This window comes from Microbacterium sp. W4I20 (assembly GCF_030816505.1).
Lineage (GTDB): Bacteria > Actinomycetota > Actinomycetes > Actinomycetales > Microbacteriaceae > Microbacterium.
On the sequence record NZ_JAUSYB010000001.1, the window covers coordinates 4,144,317 to 4,167,016 of the forward strand.

The 22,700-nt window shown below is 68.9% G+C and carries 25 protein-coding genes and 1 riboswitch; of the genes, 22 read left to right on the forward strand and 3 right to left on the reverse strand.

Annotation, left to right across the window (positions count from 1 at the left end; all coding sequences use genetic code 11):
• Positions 1-2: 2 nt before the first annotated feature.
• Entirely contained in the window at positions 3-1,613 is a 1,611-nt protein-coding gene (locus QFZ21_RS20180) for an AAA family ATPase (protein ID WP_307381086.1), read from the reverse strand.
• 151 nt (positions 1,614-1,764) lie between these two features.
• Here QFZ21_RS20180 and priA point away from each other — a divergent pair, with 151 nt between their 5' ends.
• Together priA and QFZ21_RS20190 are read left to right on the forward strand one after the other, a co-directional pair.
• A complete protein-coding gene (gene priA / locus QFZ21_RS20185; protein ID WP_307381089.1) occupies positions 1,765-2,511 on the forward strand; it encodes a bifunctional 1-(5-phosphoribosyl)-5-((5-phosphoribosylamino)methylideneamino)imidazole-4-carboxamide isomerase/phosphoribosylanthranilate isomerase PriA in 747 nt (248 codons plus the stop codon).
• The gene (locus QFZ21_RS20190; protein ID WP_307381091.1) at positions 2,495-3,337 is read left to right on the forward strand and encodes an SseB family protein; all 843 of its coding nucleotides are present in this window, start codon (positions 2,495-2,497) and stop codon (positions 3,335-3,337) included. Before priA ends, QFZ21_RS20190 begins: the two co-directional genes overlap by 17 nt.
• Here QFZ21_RS20190 and QFZ21_RS20195 read toward each other — a convergent pair whose 3' ends face one another.
• Positions 3,338-3,736 (reverse strand): DUF1844 domain-containing protein, encoded by a 399-nt coding sequence (locus tag QFZ21_RS20195; RefSeq protein WP_307381092.1) that lies wholly within the window; start codon positions 3,734-3,736, stop codon positions 3,338-3,340.
• Between the two features lie 254 nt (positions 3,737-3,990).
• Between QFZ21_RS20195 and infC the strand changes: the two genes are divergently transcribed.
• The 11 genes from infC (at position 3,991) to QFZ21_RS20250 (ending at position 12,848) form a co-directional block, all read left to right on the forward strand.
• A complete protein-coding gene (infC, locus tag QFZ21_RS20200; RefSeq protein WP_307381383.1) occupies positions 3,991-4,617 on the forward strand; it encodes a translation initiation factor IF-3 in 627 nt (208 codons plus the stop codon).
• 71 nt (positions 4,618-4,688) lie between these two features.
• Positions 4,689-4,883: a 50S ribosomal protein L35 gene (gene rpmI, locus QFZ21_RS20205; protein ID WP_017828564.1), complete on the forward strand. Its 195-nt coding sequence runs from the start codon at positions 4,689-4,691 to the stop codon at positions 4,881-4,883.
• A 34-nt stretch (positions 4,884-4,917) separates the two neighbouring features.
• Positions 4,918-5,304, forward strand: coding sequence for a 50S ribosomal protein L20 (gene rplT, locus QFZ21_RS20210; protein ID WP_307381095.1), 387 nt, complete (start codon positions 4,918-4,920; stop codon positions 5,302-5,304).
• An 84-nt stretch (positions 5,305-5,388) separates the two neighbouring features.
• On the forward strand, positions 5,389-6,201 hold the full coding sequence (locus QFZ21_RS20215; RefSeq protein WP_307381097.1) for an RNA methyltransferase: 813 nt from the start codon (positions 5,389-5,391) through the stop codon (positions 6,199-6,201).
• Between the two features lie 38 nt (positions 6,202-6,239).
• The gene (locus QFZ21_RS20220) at positions 6,240-6,911 is read left to right on the forward strand and encodes a response regulator transcription factor (protein WP_307381099.1); all 672 of its coding nucleotides are present in this window, start codon (positions 6,240-6,242) and stop codon (positions 6,909-6,911) included.
• 3 nt (positions 6,912-6,914) lie between these two features.
• Positions 6,915-8,291, forward strand: a complete 1,377-nt coding sequence (locus QFZ21_RS20225) for a HAMP domain-containing sensor histidine kinase (RefSeq protein WP_307381102.1) — start codon at positions 6,915-6,917, stop codon at positions 8,289-8,291.
• Positions 8,288-9,250 (forward strand): TAXI family TRAP transporter solute-binding subunit, encoded by a 963-nt coding sequence (locus QFZ21_RS20230; protein ID WP_307381103.1) that lies wholly within the window; start codon positions 8,288-8,290, stop codon positions 9,248-9,250. The genes QFZ21_RS20225 and QFZ21_RS20230 overlap by 4 nt, the downstream gene beginning before the upstream one ends.
• A 269-nt stretch (positions 9,251-9,519) precedes the next feature.
• Complete coding sequence (locus tag QFZ21_RS20235; RefSeq protein ID WP_373426033.1) at positions 9,520-10,269, forward strand: amino acid ABC transporter ATP-binding protein; 750 nt, start codon at positions 9,520-9,522, stop codon at positions 10,267-10,269.
• Between the two features lie 58 nt (positions 10,270-10,327).
• Complete coding sequence (locus QFZ21_RS20240) at positions 10,328-11,230, forward strand: glutamate ABC transporter substrate-binding protein (protein WP_307381104.1); 903 nt, start codon at positions 10,328-10,330, stop codon at positions 11,228-11,230.
• Between the two features lie 73 nt (positions 11,231-11,303).
• Positions 11,304-11,951, forward strand: a complete 648-nt coding sequence (locus tag QFZ21_RS20245) for an amino acid ABC transporter permease (RefSeq protein WP_307381107.1) — start codon at positions 11,304-11,306, stop codon at positions 11,949-11,951.
• Positions 11,952-12,242: 291 nt separating this feature from the next.
• Positions 12,243-12,848 (forward strand): amino acid ABC transporter permease, encoded by a 606-nt coding sequence (locus QFZ21_RS20250; protein ID WP_307381110.1) that lies wholly within the window; start codon positions 12,243-12,245, stop codon positions 12,846-12,848.
• Positions 12,849-12,912: 64 nt separating this feature from the next.
• On the opposite strand, the gene QFZ21_RS20255 is transcribed toward QFZ21_RS20250, so the two are convergent.
• Positions 12,913-13,293, reverse strand: a complete 381-nt coding sequence (locus QFZ21_RS20255) for a hypothetical protein (protein ID WP_307381113.1) — start codon at positions 13,291-13,293, stop codon at positions 12,913-12,915.
• Between the two features lie 313 nt (positions 13,294-13,606).
• On the opposite strand from QFZ21_RS20255, the gene pheS reads away from it, so the two are divergent.
• The 9 genes from pheS to QFZ21_RS20300 all read left to right on the forward strand — a co-directional run bounded on the left by pheS (position 13,607) and on the right by QFZ21_RS20300 (position 22,659).
• Positions 13,607-14,647, forward strand: coding sequence for a phenylalanine--tRNA ligase subunit alpha (gene pheS, locus QFZ21_RS20260; RefSeq protein WP_307381115.1), 1,041 nt, complete (start codon positions 13,607-13,609; stop codon positions 14,645-14,647).
• Complete coding sequence (gene pheT, locus QFZ21_RS20265; protein WP_307381117.1) at positions 14,647-17,151, forward strand: phenylalanine--tRNA ligase subunit beta; 2,505 nt, start codon at positions 14,647-14,649, stop codon at positions 17,149-17,151. Before pheS ends, pheT begins: the two co-directional genes overlap by 1 nt.
• A gap of 64 nt (positions 17,152-17,215) precedes the next feature.
• Positions 17,216-17,932: a DUF402 domain-containing protein gene (locus QFZ21_RS20270; RefSeq protein ID WP_307381119.1), complete on the forward strand. Its 717-nt coding sequence runs from the start codon at positions 17,216-17,218 to the stop codon at positions 17,930-17,932.
• A 44-nt stretch (positions 17,933-17,976) separates the two neighbouring features.
• Positions 17,977-18,210 (forward strand): hypothetical protein, encoded by a 234-nt coding sequence (locus tag QFZ21_RS20275; protein ID WP_307381122.1) that lies wholly within the window; start codon positions 17,977-17,979, stop codon positions 18,208-18,210.
• Between the two features lie 2 nt (positions 18,211-18,212).
• Positions 18,213-18,533 carry a type II toxin-antitoxin system PemK/MazF family toxin gene (locus QFZ21_RS20280; protein WP_307381124.1) on the forward strand — a complete coding sequence of 107 codons (321 nt, stop codon included), beginning with the start codon at positions 18,213-18,215 and terminating at the stop codon, positions 18,531-18,533.
• 59 nt (positions 18,534-18,592) lie between these two features.
• On the forward strand, positions 18,593-19,570 hold the full coding sequence (locus QFZ21_RS20285; RefSeq protein WP_307381126.1) for an NAD-dependent epimerase/dehydratase family protein: 978 nt from the start codon (positions 18,593-18,595) through the stop codon (positions 19,568-19,570).
• 7 nt (positions 19,571-19,577) lie between these two features.
• A riboswitch (TPP riboswitch) is annotated at positions 19,578-19,671 on the forward strand.
• Positions 19,663-20,511 carry a hydroxyethylthiazole kinase gene (gene thiM / locus QFZ21_RS20290; protein ID WP_307381128.1) on the forward strand — a complete coding sequence of 283 codons (849 nt, stop codon included), beginning with the start codon at positions 19,663-19,665 and terminating at the stop codon, positions 20,509-20,511. (Overlaps the previous riboswitch by 9 nt.)
• Positions 20,508-21,548, forward strand: a complete 1,041-nt coding sequence (thiE, locus tag QFZ21_RS20295; RefSeq protein ID WP_307381131.1) for a thiamine phosphate synthase — start codon at positions 20,508-20,510, stop codon at positions 21,546-21,548. The genes thiM and thiE overlap by 4 nt, the downstream gene beginning before the upstream one ends.
• A 4-nt stretch (positions 21,549-21,552) precedes the next feature.
• On the forward strand, positions 21,553-22,659 hold the full coding sequence (locus QFZ21_RS20300; protein WP_307381133.1) for a bifunctional hydroxymethylpyrimidine kinase/phosphomethylpyrimidine kinase: 1,107 nt from the start codon (positions 21,553-21,555) through the stop codon (positions 22,657-22,659).
• Positions 22,660-22,700 lie beyond the last annotated feature (41 nt).

Here is a 22,700-nt window from a genome sequence, read left to right on the forward strand (position 1 = left end):
CTTCAGAAGCCCCGGGCGACGGATGCCGCGGCCGACAGCCACGCGCGCTGAGTGCGCTTCGCGAGAGCGCCGTAGCGCAGGTGCCCGTCGACCATCTCGTGATCGAACGGCACGCTGACGACGTCGCGAGCCAGGGCGCGGTAGCCGCTCACGACGTGCTCGACCTCGGAGGGCGTGGCCTTCGGGTCCGCCTGGGAGACGACGACGACCGCCTCCTGGGCGAGTCGAGCCGACCGCTCATCGCGATCCTCGAGGGCCTCGATCAACAGAGCACCCGCTTCCGCGTGATCGGCGCGGGTCGTGGTGGCCACGACGAGTTGGTCGGCGTGATCGATCATCCGCAACCACATCGGGTCGGACTCGTCGTTGCCGGAGTCGATGATGATGAGCCGGTAGAACTTGGCCGCCACCGCATGGATCGCGTCGACGTCCGCCGGGCTCAGCCGATTCTCGTGCGCGAGCTTGATCGGCTTCGAGCGCAGCACGTCGTACTTCTCGCGCGGCTGGTGATGCATGAAGTGGGCCAGGTCAGCCGACTGGGCACCCGTGCCGAGAAGGCGACCGACCTCGGGGAGCATCTCCAACAGGGTGCGGTCGTGTGCGCCGGTGTCGGTGCGCCAGCCCAGGGTGCCTCGCGTCTGGTTGTTGTCCCAGGCGAGCACGCCGGCCCCGCCGTAGCGCGCGAAGACGGCGGAGAGCAGGATCGTCGTGGGCGTCTTGCCCGCCCCGCCCTTGCCGTTGACGACCGCGATCGTTCGCGGGCCCGGCCAGTGCTGGCTCACCGCGAGCTCATCGTCGCGGGCGGACTGCTCCTCGGCCGATGGACGGATGCGGAGCCCGAGTCGGTTGAGCGCGCCACGGGCGCCCTCACGTGCGGGCTCCTCCGGGCGCTCGGTCTGCAGGAAGGAGCTGCGGTCGCGGAGCACCCGCTGTTCGCGACGCGATGCCGGCTCGATCACGGGAGGAGCGCCGGCCGCGAAGATGGCCGATACGGACTGAGCGGGGCCGGATGGGGCGGAGGGGGCCGGTGCGGACGGAGTCGCGGGGAAGACGGCGGCGTTCCGGTCTGCCGCGTTCTGCGGTGGCGCGCTCGGCGGTGCCGCAGGAGGCGCAGCGAGCGGAGGCGCAGCGAGCGGAGCCGCAGCGGGCGGAGCCGCAGCGGGGGGAGGCGTCGAGACGATGCGCTGGGGCGCCGTGTCGGAGGTTGCGGACGACGCGGGTGCGGCGGACGCTGGCGCGGCGGATGCGGGCGCGGAGGACACAGGCGCGGCGGGGCTGGGCGGTGCAGCGACGTGCGGCGGAACGGTGATCGTGGGCGCTGCCGGCGCAGGCACAGCCGTCGGAGGGGCGATGGGGGTGGGAGCCGTCGAAGGCGCCTCCGCTGGGGAGGTCACGACTTCCTGCTCGCGCTGCTCACGTGCGGCGGCCCGTGTCCGTCGGTAGGGAGGCTGCGACAGGGGAGAGGCGTCCGGAGGCGAGGACTCCGTCGCCGGGAGCGGAGGTACGGGGGGAACCGCCCCGGGAAAGAGCGGAACGGACTCGACGAGCTCCGGCTGGTCGCGGTGGGCGGGCGTCGCCGAGCCCGGCGTGGCTTCTTCGTGCGGTCCGGACATGATGCCTCAGCCTACCCGTGTGCTTCACCGGCATTTCATCTGCATTTCTTCTGCATTTGGAGGCCGCCCCGGTGCGCGGTACCCTCGGTTCTCGTGCGTCCGCGACGGGTGTACCCCGGACCACGGATCTGAATCCTCACCTTAGGAACCCATGAACGACTTCGCGCAGTCTCCCTCGCTCACGCTTCTTCCCGCGGTCGATGTCGCCGGAGGCAAGGCGGTCCGCCTGACTCAGGGCGAGGCGGGAACCGAGACGAACTACGGCGACCCGCTGGACGCTGCAGGGGAGTGGGTCGCGCAGGGCGCGAAGTGGATCCACCTCGTCGACCTCGACGCGGCGTTCGGACGCGGCAGCAATGCTCCGATCCTCCGCAAGGTCATCAAGCAGTTCAAGCACGTCAACGTGGAGCTCTCGGGCGGCATCCGAGACGACGCGACGCTCGAGGCGGCGCTGGAGAGCGGCGCCGCCCGCATCAACCTCGGTACCGCCGCGCTGGAGAACCCCGAATGGGCAGCCGACGTGATCGGTCGCTACGGCGAGGCGATCGCGGTCGGCCTGGACGTGCGCGGCACCACGCTCGCGGCGCGCGGCTGGACCAAGGAGGGCGGGGACCTCTGGGAGGTCCTCGACCGCCTGGAGGATGCCGGATGCAGCCGCTATGTCGTCACCGACGTGACCAAGGACGGCACCCTCCGCGGCCCGAACCTCGAGCTGCTGCGCGAGGTCGCCTCCCGCACCCCGAAGCCGGTCGTGGCTTCGGGTGGCATCTCGAACCTCGACGACATCGCCGCGCTCCGCGAGCTGGTGCCGCTGGGCGTCGAGGGCGCGATCGTCGGCAAGGCGCTCTACGCCGGAGCGTTCACGCTGGCTGAGGCGCTGGATGTCGCAGGGGACTGACGACTCCTGCGGGCACGGCGACCACGGTCACGACGACCACGGTCGCTCGTCCGCGAACCCCGGAGACTCGGCCGGCGTTCCCTGGGAGGGGCGCAGCTTCGAGGCCAATCCACACACCGGCGACGACGGATCGGCCGACCCCGCGCTGCTCGGCGCACTGCTGCGCTTCCGTGCCGGCGAGGGCTCGCAGGTCGAGGTGGTCGATGCGTTCCGGTCTGCCCGTGTCCTGATCCCGCTCGTCGCAGAGAAGGGGGCCCTTCGTCAGGCTCAGGAACCGGACCTGGGACCCAGCGGTCTCGCCGTCGACAAGACGCAAGAGCTCTCCATCGTCACGGTCGCCGCTCCCGACGGCCGCCGCGTGCAGCCGGTCTTCTCCTCGGTCGAAGCGATGCAGCGGTGGGATGCGACGGCGCGCCCGATCCCGGTCGAGGCGGTTCGCGCGGCCCTGGCCGCATCCGCCGATGACACCGACCTCATCGTGCTCGACCCGACGTCGGAGACGGAGTTCGTCGTCCGTCGGCCCGCCGTGTGGGCGATCGCGCAGGGGCACGCCTGGGAGCCGAGTTTCCTGTCGCCCGAGGTCTTCGGCGCCCTCGAAGAGAGCGTGGCCCACGAGCTCGCGGTGATCGACGTCGCCGTCGCGGCGGGTGATCCGGATGCGCGCCTCCGCGGTCCCGAACTCATCGTGATCCTGGAGCTCGTCGACGGCCTCGAACGCGAGGTTCTGGACGCCGTCCTCCAGCGCTTGGCCCAGCGCTGGGCCTCCGACGACCGCATCGCCGTGCTCGCGGACTCCCTCACCGTGAAGCTCCGCCGCAGCGCCTGACTAGTTGACCGGCCCGGTCCACTTCTCGCCGGGCCCCTTGCCGATCGGATCGGGGATGCTGGAGGCCTCGCGGAACGCGAGCTGCAGGGAGCGCAGGCCGTCGCGCAGCGAGCGGGCGTGCATGTCGCTGATCTCGGGTGCGCCCGCGGTGATGAGTCCGGCGAGGGCGTTGATGAGCTTGCGTGCTTCGTCGAGGTCGAGCTGCGCCGCAGCATCCGGGTCGTCGGCGAGCCCGAGCTTCACGGCGCCGGCGCTCATCAGGTGCACGGCAGCGGTGGTGATCACCTCGACAGCGGGCACATCGGCGATGTCGCGGGTGGCGGAGGACGCCGCTTCTTCCTGTCGTGCCCAGCGCTCTTCGCGCTCGTGTGCAGTCTCGTCCGATGCCTGGTTCGTCACTTCGCCTTGCCTTCTGTTAGACTTCAGCGGGCTCCGGAGCATTATGCTCCGGAACGAAAGAGGATTCACTTCCCACCCGCGCTTGCCGTTCCAGGCTACCGGGTCCAGCACTCCGTCAGCTCCGATCGTGAGGTCGAGCGGGCAGCAGGGTGCCGAGCCGGCGTCTGAATGCCGGTGGGTGGGGGACGATTCCGAATTCGCCCGTGATGCAGAGAGTGTCGCGGTGGCTGAATCACATCGTCTAAGGAGCACCTATCAGCGATCCCCGCACCAATGAGCGCATCCGCGTCCCCGAGGTTCGCCTCGTCGGTCCCGCGGGTGAGCAGATCGGCGTCGTCCGCATCGAGGCCGCGTTGCGCCTTGCGCAGGAAGCCGATCTCGACCTCGTCGAGGTCGCCCCCAACTCGAAGCCGCCCGTGGTCAAGATCATGGACTACGGCAAGTTCAAGTACGAGGCCGCCCAGAAGGAAAAGGAAGCTCGCCGCAACCAGGCGAACACGATCCTGAAGGAAGTCCGCTTCCGTCTGAAGATCGAGGCGCACGACTACACGACCAAGCTGAAGCGCGCCGAGGGCTTCCTCAAGGCCGGCGACAAGGTCAAGGCCATGATCCTGTTCCGCGGTCGCGAGCAGTCGCGCCCCGAGCAGGGTGTGCGTCTTCTCCGCAAGTTCGCGGAAGACGTGGCCGAGCTCGGAACGGTCGAGTCCAACCCGACCATCGACGGTCGGAACATGGTCATGATCGTGGCTCCGCTCAAGAGCAAGTCCGAGGCCAAGCAGGAGCAGAATGCCGTCCGCGATGCACAGCGTGCCGCGAACAAGCAGGCTGCCCGCGAGGGCAAGACCGAGTCGGATGCTCCGGCCGAGGTCGCCGCGGAGTAACTCCCGCCCAGAACTCCCGCACCGCGGGTTGACACCGTCGCCTGAGAAGGCGCCATACGAAGGAAGAGAAGATGCCGAAGCAGAAGACCCACTCGGGTGCTAAGAAGCGCTTCAAGATCACCGGCAGCGGCAAGCTGAAGAAGCAGCAGGCCGGTATGCGCCACAACCTCGAGCACAAGTCGAGCCGGCGTACCCGTCGTCTGAACCAGGACCAGGTGCTCTCGAAGGCTGACACCAAGGTCGCGAAGAAGCTTCTCGGCCGCTGATCGCGCCCGAACGCACGAATAGGAACACAGGAAAATGGCAAGAGTCAAGCGGGCAGTAAACGCCCACAAGAAGCGCCGGGTCATCCTCGAGCGCGCAAAGGGTTACCGCGGTCAGCGTTCGCGCCTCTACCGCAAGGCCAAAGAGCAGGTCATCCACTCCCTGGTCTACTCGTACCGTGACCGTCGCAAGCGCAAGGGCGACTTCCGTCGTCTGTGGATCCAGCGCATCAACGCTGCGGCCCGTCAGAACGGCATGACCTACAACCGCTTCATCCAGGGCCTCGGCCTCGCGGGTGTCACGGTCGACCGTCGTATGCTCGCCGACCTCGCGATCAACGACGCAGCGACGTTCACGTCGCTGATCGAGACGGCGAAGAAGGCTCTGCCCTCCGACGTCAACGCACCGAAGTCGGCTGCGTAAGCATCTCGCTCTGAACGGGCGTCTTCCTTCGGGAAGACGCCCGTTTCGCGTTTCCGGCGGCTGCGCTCGCCCTAGACTGTGGATGTGCTGGAGAACCCCCGCTCCCCCCGAGTCCGTGCCGTGGCGAAGCTGACCAAACGCAGTGCGCGAACCGAGACGGGTCTGTTCCTTCTCGAAGGTCCGCAGGCAGTCCGCGAGGCGCTGACCTACCGCCCTGAGGCGATCGTCGAGCTGTTCGCGACGCCGAACGGATGGGAGAAGCATCCGGACATCCGCTCGAAGGCGGGCGAGGCCGAGATCGACGTCGAGTTCGTCACCGAGTACGTGCTCAATGCGATGGCCGACACGGTGACTCCTCAGGGGCTCGTCGCGGTGGTGCAGCAGACGCCAACGTCGGTGCGCGACATCTTCGCCTCATCGCCGCGGCTGGTCGCGATCTGCGAGGAGGTGCGTGATCCGGGGAACCTCGGCACCATCATCCGCGCCGCGGATGCCGCCGGTGCGGATGCCGTCGTGCTGACCGGACGCACCGTCGACCCGTACAACCCGAAGGTCGTCCGCGCGACGACGGGCTCGCTCTTCCACCTGCCGGTCTCGGTCGCGGGCGACCTCGCCGACGTCGTGAAGCGCGCCCACGCGGCAGGCCTGCGTATCCTCGCGGCCGACGTCAAGGGTGACGACCTGCTGGAGGCCCGTGCAGCGGGCGTCCTGGCCGAGCCCACCGGGTGGCTCTTCGGCAATGAGGCCCGGGGCCTCGAGGACGAGGCGCTCGCCTTGGCCGATCAGGTGCTCAAGCTGCCGATCTTCGGCCGCGCCGAATCGCTGAACCTCGCCACCGCAGCCAGCGTCTGCCTCTACGAGAGCGCCTTCGCGCAGCGCGCCTCGGCATCGGGCTGACACGGCGGTCTGATGCGAACGAGCCGGAAGCAGGATCGATGAGGATTCTGATCGTGGAGGACGATGACCGCGTCGCCGCTGCCCTCGACGCCTTCCTCGTCCGTTCGGGGTACGCGACCGTGCGTGCCGCCGACGGCGCTGCCGCGCTGGATCTGCTCGGCGCCGACACGGAGGTGGTGCTGCTCGACCTCGGTCTCCCCGACGTCGACGGGATCGACCTCTGTCGTCGCATCCGGGGGCGCTCCGACGTCCCGATCGTGATCGTCACCGCGCGCAACCAGGTCACCGAGCGCATCAAGGGCCTCCGCGCCGGCGCCGACGACTTCGTCGTGAAGCCCTACGACGTGCACGAGCTGCTGGCCCGGATCGAGGCGGTCACCCGGCGCACCCGTCCGATGCGGGCGGAGTCCGAGAGCCGCGTGGTGCTCGACGGGGGAGAGGTGCAGATCGACCTGGTCGCCCGTCAGGTGCTCGTCGAGGGCGCGCCCGTCGATCTCACGCGCAAGGAGTTCGACATCGTCGCCGTGCTCGCGCGGTACCCCGGGGTCGCCGTGCCGAAGGATCGGTTGATCCGCGAGGTGTGGAATACCGATTGGCGCGGGTTCGGTCACTCGCTCGAGGTCCACGTCGGCGCGATCCGCCGCAAGACCGGGGAACGTCGGCTCATCGAGACGGTGCGTGGCGTCGGCTATCGGCTCGCGGGGTCGTGAGCGATGCGCCGCCGCCTGATCATCGTCTTCCTCGTGCCGCTCGTGGCGATCCTGCTCACCCTGGGCGGAGCTGCGGGCTGGGGTGCCGCCCGCAGCATCCAGCAGACGTTCTACGCCGAGCAGCTGGGCGATCTCGGGTACTTCGTCACGAGCGCCCGGCAGGCCCTGCGGTCCGGCAGCGCCGCCGTGGTCGATGACGAGGCCGCGAGGTTCCGCGAGGTCTACGGCATCCACGTGATGGTGTTCGACCTCGCAGGCAGCGTGTGGGCGGCGGGAGACGAGGCCAACGCGGTGCTCTCGGAGGACGATGCCGAGCGGGTGCGGTTGGCGCTGTCGGGACGCCGCGCCGAGCCGCCGACACAGGTCTTCCCCTGGACTATCGCCGATTCGGCCGTCGTGGAGCCGGTGTTCGACGACGGGGACGTCATCGGGGCGGTCCTCGTCTCCGCCGATGTCGAGGCGCCGCGCGCGGCGATCCTGCAGCAGGTGCTCGTCCTCTCCGCCGTCGCCGTGGCGCTGATAGCGCTCGGGGTGCTGCTGGTCTTCCGCCTCGCGCGCTGGGTTCTGTCACCTGTGCGTCGGCTCGACGAGGCGATGGTCGCGATCGAACGCGGCGCGATGGACACACGCGTCGCGGAGGACACCGGACCGCCGGAGCTTCGGCGCATGACCCTCGTCTTCAACGGCATGGCCGATGAGATCGAGCGGGTGATGACGCGGCAGCAGGAGTTCGCGCTCAATGCGTCGCACGAGCTGCGGAATCCGCTCAACGCCCTGCTGCTGCGCGTCGAGCACCTCGCCACGGGCCTCGGCAGCGAGTGGAAGGAAGACGTGGAGGAGACCCGCGAGGAGGGGCGGCGGATGGCGCGGATCCTCGAGACCCTCCTGGGACTCGCGCGGGGTGGCAGAGGCGATTCCACGATCTCCGCGGTGGACCTGGCGACGGTCGCCGCCCGGCGCGTCGATGCCTGGCGCGATGTCGCCGGGCAGCGCGGGGTTGCGTTCCGGCTCGCCGGGGACCGGTCGGTGATGAGCGTGACCGATCGGACGATCGTGGAGAGCGCGCTGGATGCCGTCATCGACAACGCCGTGAAGTTCTCGCCCGTCGACGCCGAGATCGAGGTCGCGGCGCGGCGAGAGGGAGAGGTCTGCCGGATCACGGTGCGGGATCAGGGCCCCGGTCTGACGCATGAGCAGGCGACGGCGGCGGCCGACCGGTTTTGGCGCAGCGAGGAGAGCCGCGACGTGCCGGGCTCGGGACTGGGACTCGCGATCGCCACTGATCTGCTCGCATCGGTCGGCGGCGAGCTCGAGGTGGAATCCGCGAGCGGCGGAGGCCTCGCGGTCTCGTTGATGCTGCGAGACGGAGCATCCGCATGAAGCCGGTACGGCGGGGGATCGCCGCCGGTCTCGTCTTCGCGCTGGTGATGTGCGGCTTGGCGGCGTGCAGTTCCCGTGCGAGCGAGTGGACCGATGACGAGTATGTGATCGCGGGAGGCGGGTCGACGGGTGTGTACTTCGACTACGGAACCCACCTGGCGGAGGAACTCTCCGGGTCGCTCGGCATCCACATGGTCACCGAGGAGACCGCGGGCTCGGTCGACAATCTGCTGCGGGTGGGCTCCGGAGACGCGCTGATCGGTTTCGCGCAGGGCGACGCCGCGGCCGATGCGGTGGCCGGCGCCGGAGCCTTCGCGGAACCGTTGCCGGTGCAGGCCGTCGCCCGGCTCTACGACGAGTACGTGCATGTGGTGGTGCGCGGCGAGTCCGAGATCGACGACATCTCCGACCTCGCCGGCAGAGCGGTCTCGCTCGGCGCGGAGAACTCCGGCGTCAACGTCATCGCCGGCCGGGTGTTGGATGCGGCCGGCGTCGACGTCGCATCCGTGCGCAATCCGCAGTTCGACCTCAGCGCGTCGATCCTGGCGATGGAGAGCGGAGAGATCGACGGCTTCTTCTGGGTGGGCGGACTCCCGACACCCGGTATCGCCGCGCTCGCCGAGCGGATGCCGGTGCGGCTGCTGCCGATCGAGCAGGACTGGGTCATCGAGGTGAACGACCGCTACTCGCACGCCTATCGACCAGCTGATGTCCCTGCGGGCATGTACGGCCTCGAGGCGCCGACCCCTACGATGGCGGTTCCGAACTACCTGATCACGGCGGAGTCGACGCCGCCGGCCGTCGTCCGCGACATCCTCGCCGGCCTGTTCGACGCGCGGTCGCGCATCGCTCAGGACGTGCCGGCCGCGGCCCTGCTCGATCGTCGGCAGGCCATCTTCACGGGACCCGTGGCACTGCATCCGGGTGCGGTGGAGTTCTACCGCGGCCTGCGCGGCTGAGCCCGCGACGAGTCCTCAAGAAACCCTCAAGAACTCTGACAGCCCGTGCGAGCTCTGCCAATCTGAGTGCGATCGCACACGATCGACGGGCCTGCTGCTCGCAGTATTCGGGGGATGGCGCAGCGGCAGGAACCGATCCACGGCCCTGCGGGGGCGGGCCGTGGATCACCCGTGCAAAGCAGCACAGGTGAGTGCGATCCCGTGTCACGAACGTGTAAATCCTGCGCCGGTGCGTAGTCCCCAGGGTTCGACCTGGCTAGTTTGGAGAAATGATGACCTCTGATACACCCCTCGTCGTGGTCGAGAACGTCCAGAAGCACTACGGCGACTTCCAGGCTCTGACCGACATCGATCTCACGGTCAACGCGGGTGAGGTCGTCGTGGTGATCGGCCCGTCGGGTTCGGGCAAGTCGACGCTCTGCCGCACGATCAACCGGCTCGAGACGATCACCAGCGGCAACATCAGCATCGACGGCAAGGCGCTTCCCGCCGAGGGCAAGGGGCTCGCAACGCTCCGGGCCGACGTCGGCATGGTGTTCCAATCGTTCAACCTGTTCGCCCACCTCACGATCCTCGAGAACGTGACGCTCGGTCCGATCAAGGTCCGTGGGCTGAAGAAGGCGGATGCCGACAAGGAGGCGATGGCCCTGCTCGAGCGAGTCGGGGTGGCGCAGCAGGCATCGAAGCTTCCGGCGCAGCTCTCGGGCGGCCAGCAGCAGCGTGTGGCGATCGCGCGCGCTCTCGCGATGCGCCCGAAGGTCATGCTCTTCGACGAGCCGACCAGCGCGCTCGACCCCGAGATGATCAACGAGGTGCTCGACGTGATGGTCGGGCTCGCCCAGGAGGGCATGACGATGATCGTCGTGACCCACGAGATGGGCTTCGCACGCAAGGCGGCCGATCGGGTCGTCTTCATGGCCGACGGCCGGATCGTGGAGGAGGCGACTCCTGAGGAGTTCTTCACGAATCCGAAGAGCGACCGTGCCAAGGACTTCCTCTCGAAGCTCCTCACCCACTGAGCTTCTGCACCAGAAGCCACCATAGACCCTGCACACACAGCAACTGAAGGAGACGCACATGCGACGCACACGGACACTGGCAGGCATCGGAATCGCGGCGGTAGCGCTGCTCGCGCTCACCGCCTGCAACAGCGGCACGCCGGGAGACACGACGGGCGACGGCGCAGATCCTGGCACGAGCGAGGAAGGCCCGCTCTGGGAGGTCGCGACCGACGTCTCTCTCGAAGGCAGCCCGACGTTCGACGCCATGACCGAACGCGGCAAGGTCGTCATCGGTGTGAAGAGCGACCAGCCCGGACTGGGCTACGAGGACCCCGCGACCGGTGACCGCACGGGATTCGACGTCGACACCGCCCGTTGGATCGCAGCCTCGCTGGGATTCGACGACGACGACATCGAGTGGAAGACGATCCCGTCGGCGAACCGCGAGCAGGAGCTCATCAACGGCGGCGTCGACTTCTACGTCGGCACGTACTCGATGACCGATGCGCGCGACGAGGTCATCGACTTTGCAGGTCCGTACCTCATCACGGGTCAGGGCCTGCTTGTCGCGGCCGACGACGACTCCATCAAGGGACCGGACGACCTCGCCGGCAAGGTGACGTGCTCGGTCACGGGTTCGACGCCGCTCCAGCGCATCCGCGAAGAGTACAGCGGTGAGGTCACTGAGCGTCAGACGTACTCCGAGTGCGTCGAGCAGCTCCTGTCGGGCCAGGTGGACGCCATCACGACCGATGAGGCGATCCTCGCCGGTTACCAGGCGCAGGACCCGGACAACCTGAAGCTCGCGGGTGACCCGTTCAGCGAGGAGCGCTACGGCGTCGGGCTCGTCGACGGAGACACGGCGCTGCAGGATCACATCAACACCCTCTTCACCGACGGTGGTGACGTGTGGACCGCGCTGTACGAGGAGTACCTCGAGCCGGCCGGCGTCGTCGCCGAGCAGCCTGCCGTCGACTGATCATCACTGACCGGGGCGCCCTCACCGGGTGCCCCGGTCAGACCCTCCTTCTGAAGCGCACGAGAGGAACCGAATGGGCGTCATCACGAACAACCTCGACCTGTGGGTCGAGGCGCTGCTCGGAACGCTGAAGCTTTTCCTGGGCGGGGCCGCACTCGCCCTCGTGCTGGGAATCATCGTGGGAGCGATGCGCGTCTCGCCGGTGCCGATCGCCCGCGCAGTCGGCACGCTGTACGTGAACACCATCCGGAACACCCCGCTCACCCTGGTCTTCTTCGGGTTCTCCTTCGCGCTTCCTCCTCTGCTCGGAATGCGGATCGATTCGCTCCTACTCGCGACCTGTGCGCTGGGCATCTACACCGCGACGTATGTCGCGGAGACGATCCGGTCGGGCATCAACACCGTTCCGGTGGGGCAGGCCGAGGCGGCTCGCGCGATCGGTCTGGGCTTCGGCCAGGTGATGACGCTGATCGTGCTCCCGCAGGCGTTCCGCTCGGTGATTCCGCCGATGATGAGCGTGTTCATCGCTCTGCTGAAGAACACCACGGTCGCCGCCGGCTTCTCGGTCATGAACCTGGGGTCGATGCGCGACTGGCTCAGCGAACGCGGTGAGAACCAGCTGTTGGTGATCGTATGGGTCATGATCGCGTTCGTGGCACTCGTGCTGCTGCTCTCCTGGGCACAGCGATCACTGGAGAACCGATGGAGGGTGGCGCGATGAGCGGCAGTGTCCTTTACGACGTCCCGGGTCCTCGGGCGATCGCTCGCAACCGCATCATCGGCGTGATCACGATCCTCGTCGTGGCGGCTGTGATCGCGTTCTTCATCTGGCGGCTCATCGCTACGGGGCAGTTCTCGGCGCAGAAGTGGATCGGATTCACGTACACGCGCATCTGGGAGCAGATCGCGATGGCCACACTGCGCACGGTGGCCGCGTTCGCGGCAGCGGGCCGTCGGCGCTCTGGCGCTCGGATTCATCCTGGCCATCGGTCGTCTGTCGGACCACGCCTGGGTGCGCTGGCCGGTCACGGTCGTGACGGAGTTCATGCGGGCCGTCCCCGTCCTGGTGATGATGTTCCTGCTTTACTACGGACTGCCCGTGCTGGGTGTCGAGATCGAGAGCTATTGGGCTGTCGTCATCGCCCTCGTCGCGTACAACGGTTCGGTTCTTGCCGAAGTCATCCGCGCCGGCGTCGAGTCGCTTCCTCGTGGACAGAGTGAAGCCGGCTACTCGATCGGTCTGCGCAAGGCGGGCGTGATGCAGCTGGTCCTGCTTCCGCAGGCGATCCGGGCCATGATGCCGGTGATCATCTCGCAGCTCGTCGTCACGCTCAAGGACACCGCGCTCGGATTCATCATCACTTACGAGGAGTTGCTCCTCCTCGCCAAGCAGCTCGGCGCAGCAAACACCATCGGCCGCCCCATCGTGCAGATGACGATGGTCGTCGCCGTGATCTACATCGGCATGTGCCTCTTGCTCTCGCTGGTTGCCAGGATGGCGGAGAAGCGGATGAGCCGTTCGCCGAAGGTGCAGGGCGCCGCGCGGCACCTCGATGTCAACCCGCGTACGCACGACGGCGGCACGGATACGGAGCTGATCGCTCAGCAGAGGTTGTAGCTGTAAGCAAGAAAAGAGCGTGGCCGAAGATTCCTCTCCGGTCACGCTCTTTCGTCTGTTGCGACTATCCAGACACTGTCCTGTCGGCAGTCGCGCCGACCCGGAAGTCGTCGTAAGAAGGACCTGCGGCTGTACCCCACGCGTGAATCTTGTACTGCGAGGTTCCGGACGTATCCCGCGCAGAGACGTAGATCACACAGGTGTTGGTTCCCGTGCAGTTCCGTGCCTGACCGAGCGGGGCAGGCAGGGTGTTGGCGCCGTTGCTCTGCAGAGCGACATTCGTGCCGCCCCTCATGATCGAGATGCCTGCCTGGGTCGAGTTGTACGAATAGTTCGCGACGTTCTTGCAGTAGACCTTCGCCTGAACCGACAAGAACCGGCCGTCTGAATTCGTGACGAAGCTCGCGGACTGAATCGACACCGTGCACCCGGGATCGGCAGCCATCGCTGGCGCCGCCGTGAGGACGGATGCCGCAACCGCGGCGAGGACTGCTCCGATTGCGATCCTCCGCCGAATCGGCCGCTCATGGTTGGGGCGTTTTGACTTCCACATCCTGTTCTCCTTCGATCAGACGCGCGTCGGCGTTCGAGGTTCGTCGTCGCCATGAACCATCGAGTCTCGTAGTACCTGAGATGAACATCAAGGCCTTGTCCGAACGCCTGTGCCCGCGTACGGTGCCCTGTGAAGAAGCGCGTTGCGAGGGCGTTTGACTCGGCGCGTAAGAGCACCGGCGTGCCCCCCGGTAGACTCACATCTCGTGTCTGAGTCTCCCGAAATCACCCCGGAAGCGGTCGAAGCGGCCGTCGCTGCCGCGCTGGCAGCGATCACCGCAGCGACCGATACCGCCGAGCTGAAGGCGGCTCGCGCCGCCCATGTCGCCGACGGTTCGCCCCTCGCGGTCCTGAACGCCTCGATGCGTCAGGTCGCCCCCGAGAACAAGGCCGCGTTCGGCAAGCTCGTGGGCCAGGGACGCGGGCAGGTGACGCAGGCTCTCGCCGCCAAGGAGACCGAGCTCGCCGCCGCGGAGGTCGCCGCTCGGCTGGAGAGCGAGCGCGTCGACATCACCGCCGTTCCTTCACGCACCCGCGTCGGGGCGCGGCATCCGCTCACGCTTCTGCAGGACCAGGTGTCCGACATCTTCGTCGGCATGGGCTGGGAGATCGCGGAGGGACCGGAGCTCGAGCACGAGTGGTTCAACTTCGACGCGCTGAACTTCGACGTCGACCACCCTGCTCGCCAGGAGCAGGACACGTTCTACGTCGACCCGACCTCGCGTCACCTCGTGATGCGCACGCACACGAGCCCGGTACAGGTGCGCTCGATGCTCGACCGGGAGCTGCCGATCTACGTGCTGTGCCCGGGTCGCGTCTACCGGACCGACGAGTTCGACGCCACGCACCTGCCCGTGTTCACGCAGTTCGAGGGCCTCGTCATCGACAAGGGCATTACGATGGCCCACCTCAAGGGCACGCTCGACCACTTCGCGAAGCAGCTCTTCGGCCCGGAGGCCAAGATGCGCTTCCGCACGAACTACTTCCCCTTCACCGAACCGTCCGCTGAGCTCGATCTGTGGCACCCGACCTTCAAGGGCGGCGCGCGCTGGATCGAGTGGGGCGGCTGCGGCATGGTCAACCCCAACGTGCTGCGCGCTGCCGGTATCGACCCTGAGGTGTACAGCGGCTTCGCGTTCGGCATGGGGATCGAGCGTGGTCTGATGTTCCGCAGCGATGTGCAGGACATGCGCGACATGGCCGAGGGCGATGTCCGTTTCAGCGAGCAGTACGGGATGGTGGTGTGATGCGCGTCCCGCTTTCGTGGTTGCGTGAGTACGTCGATCTGGCAGCGGATGCCACGCCCGAGGACGTCCTCGCAGCGCTGGTGACCGTCGGCTTCGAAGAGGAGGACGTGCACCGCTTCGAGATCACGGGCCCCGTCGTGGTCGGTCAGGTCGTCTCGCTCGAGGCTGAGCCGCAGTCGAACGGCAAGACCATCAACTGGTGCCAGGTCGACGTGGGCCCTTCGAACGGCGGTGTCCGCGGCATCGTCTGCGGTGCGCACAACTTCACAGCCGGCGACAAGGTCGTCGTGACGCTCCCCGGCGCCGTGCTCCCGGGTCCGTTCCCGATCGCCGCGCGCAAGACCTACGGCCATGTCTCCGACGGCATGATCGCCTCCGCGCGCGAGCTGGGTCTCGGTGACGAGCACGACGGCATCCTCGTGCTGTCGGACCTCGGCATCGACGCACCCGTCGGCACTGACGCGATCGCGCTGCTCGGGCTCGATGACGTCGCGGTGGAGATCAACGTCACGCCCGACCGCGGCTACGCGTTCTCGCTCCGCGGCGTGGCCCGCGAGTACTCGCACGCCACGGGCGCGACTTTCCGCGACCCGGCCGAGCGCGACTTCGCCGAGCTGCAGCCCGGCAGCGGTCACACCGCGATCGTCGACGACCGGGCCCCGGTGCGCGGCCGCGTCGGCGCGAGCGAATTCGTCACCCGTGTCGTGCGGGACGTGGACCCTGCCCGCCCGACGCCGCCGTGGATGATCGCGCGACTGTCGCTGGCCGGCATGCGCTCGTTGGGCGTGCTGATCGACATCACCAACTACGTGATGCTCGAACTCGGCCAGCCGCTGCACGGCTACGACCTGGACAAGCTCACCGGCGGCATCACCGTCCGACGCGCGAACCCGGGCGAGAAGATGACCACGCTCGACGGCGTCGAGCGCACCCTCCACGTCGAGGACCTGCTGATCACCGACGAGTCGGGTCCGATCGGAATGGCCGGTGTCATGGGCGGCGGCACCACTGAGATGAGTGGCACCACGCAGAACGTGCTCATCGAGGCGGCGCTCTTCGATCCGACGACCATCGCCCGTTCCGCTCGCCGGCACAAGCTGCCGAGCGAGGCGTCCAAACGCTTCGAGCGCGGTGTCGACCCGCTCATCCCGTTCGTCGCCGCGCGCCGCGCCGCCGACCTCATGGTCGAGCTCGCCGGTGGCACGCTGACCGAGGAGGGCGGGGCACTGTTCGCCGAGGTCTTCGTCGAGGAGATCGAGCTCCCCACCGGCTTCGTCGAGGGCCTCATCGGCGTCGATTACACGGATGCCGAGATCACGGGCGCCCTGACCACGATCGGTGCGGACGTGTCCCCTTCGGCGAACGGGTGGACGGTCATCCCGCCGACCTGGCGCCCCGACCTCACCGACAAGTGGACGCTCGCCGAGGAGGTCGCCCGCATCCACGGTCTCGACCGCATCCCCTCGGTGCTGCCGACGCCGCCGTCGGGTCGCGGACTCACCGCGCACCAGCAGGGCCGCCGTCGCGTGGCTGACGCGCTGGCCGCTGCCGGGTTCGTCGAGACGCCCGCGTTCCCCTTCACGACCGAGGCCCAGAACGACCTGCACGGGTCCGCATCGGGGGAGCACGTGCCCAGCATCCGTCTGGCGAACGCTCTCGACGGTCAGGCGCCGTTCCTGCGACGCTCGCTGATCCCCGGTCTGCTGCAGACCGCGCACCGCAACATCGCGCGCGGGCTCACCGATCTCGCGATCTTCGAGACCGGCGTCGTGTTCCTGCCCGAGCCGGGCGTCGAGTACGGCACCGAAGACGTCCCGCCGCTGGGCGAGCGCCCGTCCGACGAGAAGCTCGCGGAGTTGAACGCCGCGATCCCGCCCCAGCATCGCCACGTCGCGGTGCTCCTGACCGGAAACGTCTCGCCGCGCCAGCCCGGGCGACCTGCCGAACCCGCCGGGCTCACCGAGGCGCTGGACGCCGTCCAGATCATCGCGGCCGCTGCCGGCGTCGAGATCGACGTGGTCCAGTCTCAGCGGGCTGCGCTCCACCCCGGCCGTACCGGCGCTCTGCGCGTCGGTGAGGAGGAGATCGGATACGTCGGCGAGCTGCATCCCGCCGTCGCGGACGATGCCGACCTTCCCGGACGGGCGACGGTCCTCGAGCTCGACCTCGACCGGATCCTCTCGCTCGCGGGTGGGCGCATCGTCGCCGAGTCGCTGTCGACGTTCACCGCCGCGACGCAGGACGTCTCGCTCACCCTCCCCGCCGACGTTCCGGCCGGAGACGTGCGTGTCGCCCTGGCCGAGGGCGCCGGTGCACTGCTCGAGTCCGTGCGGCTCGTCGACGACTACCGCGGTGAAGGCGTGCCGGAGGGGTCGAAGAGTCTGACGTTCGCACTGCGCTTCCGCGCGGACGACCGCACCCTCACGGCAGCCGAGGCCACCGAGGCGAAGCTCGGCGGAGTCGCGGTGGCCGCGGAGCGCTTCGGCGCGGCAATCCGCGACTGACCCGCAGGTAGTCAACGCGGTGTCGAGCGACCGATCGGCGGCGGCGCCGGAGTAGCGTGGCGGGATGAGAATCCTCCCCCAGGGCACTCCGGCCGCCGTCCCCGACGGCGCACGACCACTCGGTGAAGGACCGTTCCTCGCACTGGCGGCGCAGATCGACTGGCACTACCGCAAGCCCGGCTGGCAGCCGGGGGAGCCGTCGACGATCTCGCCGATGCGGGTCGTACGCGACGACGAGCGGGGCCTCGTGGCGTGGCTCGCCGCGGGCACCCTGCAGGAAGCGCAGGGAGCGCCGGACGGCCAGCGGGTGCGCACCGTCCCGCTCGCGCGCCGCTGGCTCGAAGAGCGCACGCGCATCGTCGAGGAGTGGTGGGGGAACGGCGTGCTGCGCATCGCACCCGCGGGGATGCCGTGGTCGGTCTGGCTCTTCTGGACCGACACCAGCGGTCCTGACTGGGTCTTCGCCGGCTGGTATGTGAACCTCGAGAACGCGCACCTGCGCACCGACCGCGACACGTACTCGTCCGATCACATCCTCGACGTCGAGATCGACGCCGACGGAGGCATCCACCTCAAGGACGAGGACGAACTCGCGGCCGCGATCGAACAGGGGCGGCTCAGCCCTGAGCAGGCGGCACAGATCGAGCGTCATGCGGATGCCGCGATCGCGTCGTTCGAGGCGGGCGACTGGCCGTTCGACGCCGAATGGCGGCAGTGGCAGCCCGACCCGTCCTGGACGGTCCCCACCCTCGCCGGGTTGGACGAGCTCAGGCAGGGGTAAGTGTGTGCATCCCGAAATGGGATGCACGGATGTACTCTGGATGCATGAGCACACAGATCGCCCTCCGGCTTTCGGACGAGATGGTGGCGGAGCTCGACGCCCTGGTGTCCGCCGGCGCTGCTCCCAGCCGAACGGCGCTCGTCTCGGTGGCCATCTCTCGGGAGCTGCGCCGCAGGGCAGCGGAACACGACGCGGAGATCCTGCGCACGCGCGGTGCGCACGATGATCTCGACTCGCTGGTGGACTGGACGACCGGCCACATCGAGATCGAGCGCTGACCGTGCGCGAGATCTGCCTGGCGCGGCTCGACAAGACGCGTCCGGTGCTGATCCTCACTCGAGACGCCACCCGATCAGCGATGACGAAGGTGACAGTCGCACCGATCACCTCGACGGTGAAGGGCCTCAGCAGCGAAGTCCCCGTCGGCCCAGCGAACGGTCTCGATCACGCGTGTGCGATCTCGATCGACAACGTCCTCACGGTTCCCATCTCCGCTCTGGGGCGAACGATCGGCTACCTCTCGGAACGGCAGGAAGCCCAGTTGGCCACGGCGGTGATGCTCGCGTTCGATCTCGACCTTCCTCGACCCTCCGGAGATTGATCGCGCTGCTCTGAGCAGAGGGACTTCCGCCCGACACCGGATGCTGATGACATGGTGCCATGACGAACGTGCTGATCCTCGGCGGAACAGGCTGGCTGTCCGGACGGGTGGCCCACCGGTGGCTGGATGCCGGGGCAGCGGTGACCTGCCTCGCCCGGGGTGAACGCCCGGCACCCGACGGCGCCGAGCTCGTGCGCGCCGATCGCGATGATCCGGAGGCGTATGCCGCGGTGACTGCCCGCGACTGGGATCACGTCGTCGACATCTCGTCCCGCGCCGAGCACGTCGATGCCGCGGTCTCGGCACTCGGCGATCGCGCGGCGCAGTGGACCTACGTGTCGTCGGTGTCGGTGTACTCCGACGACGAGACGGTCGGCGCGGAGGAGTCGACGCCCCGGCATCCCGCCGCCCGACCGGGCGACGAGTACGAGTACGGTGCGCAGAAGGTCGCCGCAGAGGATGCTGTGGCGGCTCTGGGGGACCGGGCTCTGATCGTGCGCCCCGGGCTCATCGTCGGCGCGGGCGACCCGAGTGATCGGTTCGGCTACTGGGCGGCGGCCTTCCTGCGGGCCGGTGACGAAGTGGTGCTGCTTCCTCCCGTCGAGGGGCGTTCGACGCAGGTGATCGACGTCGACGACCTCGCCGCCCACCTCGTCACCGCCGCGATCAGCGGACAGTCGGGGGCCGTGAACGCCGTCGGGGACGTGCATCCGTTCGCCGAGGTGCTGGCCTCCATACGCGTGGCGTCGGGGCACTCCGGCGACACAGCGATCGCCGAGGAGGACTGGCTCGTGGCACAGGGCGTCGAGCACTGGGCGGGGGAGCGGTCGCTGCCCCTGTGGCTCCCGCCGGACATGCCCGGATTCATGACGCGCTCGAACGCCGCGTTCCGAGTGAGCGGCGGCACACTCCGGCCATTGACCGAGACCATCGCAGACGTCGTCGCCGATGAGAGAGCGCGCGGAGTCGACCGGGCGAGGCGAGCCGGTCTCACCCGGGCCGAGGAGCGGGCGCTGCTGGCCGAACTCGCTCGCTAGACTTCGAGGCAGTGACACGGGGTGCCGCATCCGCGGCTGAGAACAGACCCGTCGAACCTGATCTAGTTCGTACTAGCGAAGGGATGTCGCCCATGAGCGATCGTCTGCGTCCAGAATCCGTCTCCGACCTGCCCGTCTCGGCCGGCGCACTGCTGAAGGCGCTGCGCGACGCCCCACCTCTCACGCACTGCATCACGAACGCGGTGGTCACCGGCTTCACGGCCAACGTGCTGCTCGCGGTCGGTGCGGCGCCGGCCATGGTCGACATCGTCGGCGAGTCCGAGATGTTCGCCGGGATCGCCTCGGGGCTGCTGATCAACCTCGGCACGCCCACGCCGGAGCAGCGGGCGGCGAGCCTCGAGGCGGTCGCTGGAGCCGCAGCATCCGGCACTCCCTGGGTGCTCGACCCGGTGGCCGTCGGTGCCCTGCCGGTCCGCACGCCGCTCGCGCGGGGACTGGTCGAGCGGCGTCCCACCGCGATCCGCGGCAACGCCTCCGAGATCCTGGCCCTCGCCGGGCTCAGCACCGGCGGGCGCGGTGTGGATGCCACCGACAGCACGGATGCCGCGGCAGACGCAGCCGTCTCACTCGCGCAGCAGTTCGGCAGCGTCGTCGCCGTCTCGGGCCCGATCGACCTGATCACGGACGGGCATCGCGTGCTGCGACTCTCGAACGGACACGAACTGCTCACCCGCGTCACCGGAGGAGGCTGTGCGCTGGGCGCGGTGATGGCGGCCTTCCTCGGTGCCGCCCGGGCCACCGGTGCCGACGCGCTCACCGCCGTCGCCTCCGCCAGTCTCGTGTACACGGTCGCGGCCGAGCACGCCGCGGAGAAGGCGGCCGGCCCCGGCAGCTTCGCGGTCGCACTGCTGGATGCGTTGGCTTCGGTGTCGCCGGCCGATCTCGTCACCGCGGGCCGCGTCGAGAGCAGCGTCCGGTGAACCCCGACTACTCGCTCTACCTCGTCACGGATCCCGCACTCTGCGGCGAGCGAGGCGTCGTCGAGACCGTTCGGCAGGCGGTCGACGGGGGAGTGCGCGTCGTGCAGCTCCGCGACAAGTCCGCATCGGATGCCGAGACCGCCGACCAGCTCGTCGAACTGTCGCGCGTGATCGAGGGCCGAGCGCTGCTCGTCGTGAACGACCGGCTGGATGCCGCACTGGCCGCCAGGGCGCGAGGCGCCCGCGTCGACGGCGTGCATCTGGGGCAGGGCGACGCCTCCGTCCTCCGTGCCCGGGAGGCTCTCGGACCGGAGGCGATCATCGGCCTCACCGCGAACAGTTCCGCGCACCTGGCCGCGGCCCTTGCACTCCCGGCGGGAACCGTCGACTACCTCGGCGTCGGCGTGATCCGCCCCACCAGCACCAAGCCCGACCATCCGCCGGCTCTGGGAATCGAGGGCTTCCGTGTCTTCGCCGCGGAGAGCCCGCTCCCGTGCGTCGCGATCGGCGGGGTGGGTATCGACGACACCGACGCGCTGCGCGATGCGGGCGCCGCCGGGCTGGCCGTCGTCTCCGCTCTGTGCGCCGCCGAAGACCCGCGCGCGGTGGCGAGGGAGTTCCGTCGACGCTGGCATGCCGGTGCGGTGCCGCGCGTCCTCAGCATCGCCGGCAGTGACCCCTCAGGAGGCGCGGGCATCCAAGCCGACCTCAAGTCGATCGCGGCGAACGGCGGCTACGGGATGGCGGCGGTCACCGCGCTCACCGCGCAGAACACGCACGGGGTGCGCGGAGTGCACGTGCCGCCGGCGGAGTTCCTGCACGCACAGCTGACGGCCATCTCGGATGACATCGCGGTCGACGCGGTGAAGATCGGGATGCTGGCGAACGCCGAGGTGATCCGAACCGTGGCCGCCTGGCTCGACGTCGTGCGTCCGCCGATCGTCGTGCTCGACCCGGTCATGGTCGCGACATCCGGGGACAGACTGCTCGAAGCGGAGGCCGAACGCGAGCTGCGGGGGGCTGCTGGTCCGCGCTGACGTCGTGACTCCGAACCTCGCCGAGCTCGCAGTGCTCGCCGGACGAGACGTCGTCGGATGGGCCGATGCGCTGGCCGCCGCGGAGGAGCTCTCCGCCGAGATCGGCGCCGCGGTGCTCGTCAAGGGCGGACATCTCGAGGGGGAGGAGGCGCCCGACGCGTTGATCGACGCGCGTCGAGGACTCCGCGAAGAGTTCGCGGGCGCCCGGATCGCCACGGCCGGCACCCACGGCACCGGCTGCTCCCTTTCTTCCGCGCTCGCGACCCGTCTCGCGCTCGGCGAGGATCCGCGGCAGGCCGTGGCCTCCGCTCGCGCGTGGCTGCGGGAGTCGCTCCGGGACGGCGACGCCCTGCGCGTCGGCACCGGGCACGGTCCGGTCAGCCACTTCGCGGGGCTGTGGAGCCGGGGCGGCGTAGACACACGCCCGACTCCGGCACGGGTCGCGGCGGACTGGTGGCAGCACATCTCCGGCATCCGCGATGCGATCGACGACCTGCCTTTCATCCGCAGGCTCGCCGACGGCACGCTCGAGCGAGAGCCGTTCCTGTTCTACCTCGCTCAGGACGCGCTGTATCTGCGCGAATACGCCCGGGTGCTCGCCGAGGCCGCACGGCTCGCGCCGACCTCCGATGAGCAGGCGTTCTGGGCGCACTCGGCGCACGGATCCATCGTCGGCGAGCTCGAGCTCCACGCGTCGTGGCTGACGCCCGAGCAGGGGGTGGGCGCTCAGACCTCCTCCGCCGCTCCGTCATCGGCGACCACCGCGTACCTCGATCACCTGCGCTCGGTCGCGTTCGGCGGCGACTATGCCGAACTCGTCGCCGCGATCCTCCCGTGCTTCTGGCTGTACACGGACCTCGGACGACGCCTCCACGCGGGAGAATTCGGCGCCGCCGCGCGAGACCCGCAGCATCCGTACGCCTCCTGGTTGGCGACGTACGCGGATCCCGCCTTCGAGGAGGCCACCGCGCAGGCGATAGCTCACGTCTCCGGAGCCGCGTCGACGGCGGATGCCGAGACCAGAGCGCGCATGCTCCGGGCGTTCGAGGTATCGAGCGCGCACGAACTCGCCTTCTTCGCCGCACCGATGGACCGGCATCCGGTCGTGTGACGGCACGGATTTGCGGATGCTGCGCCGCCCGCGCTACTGTC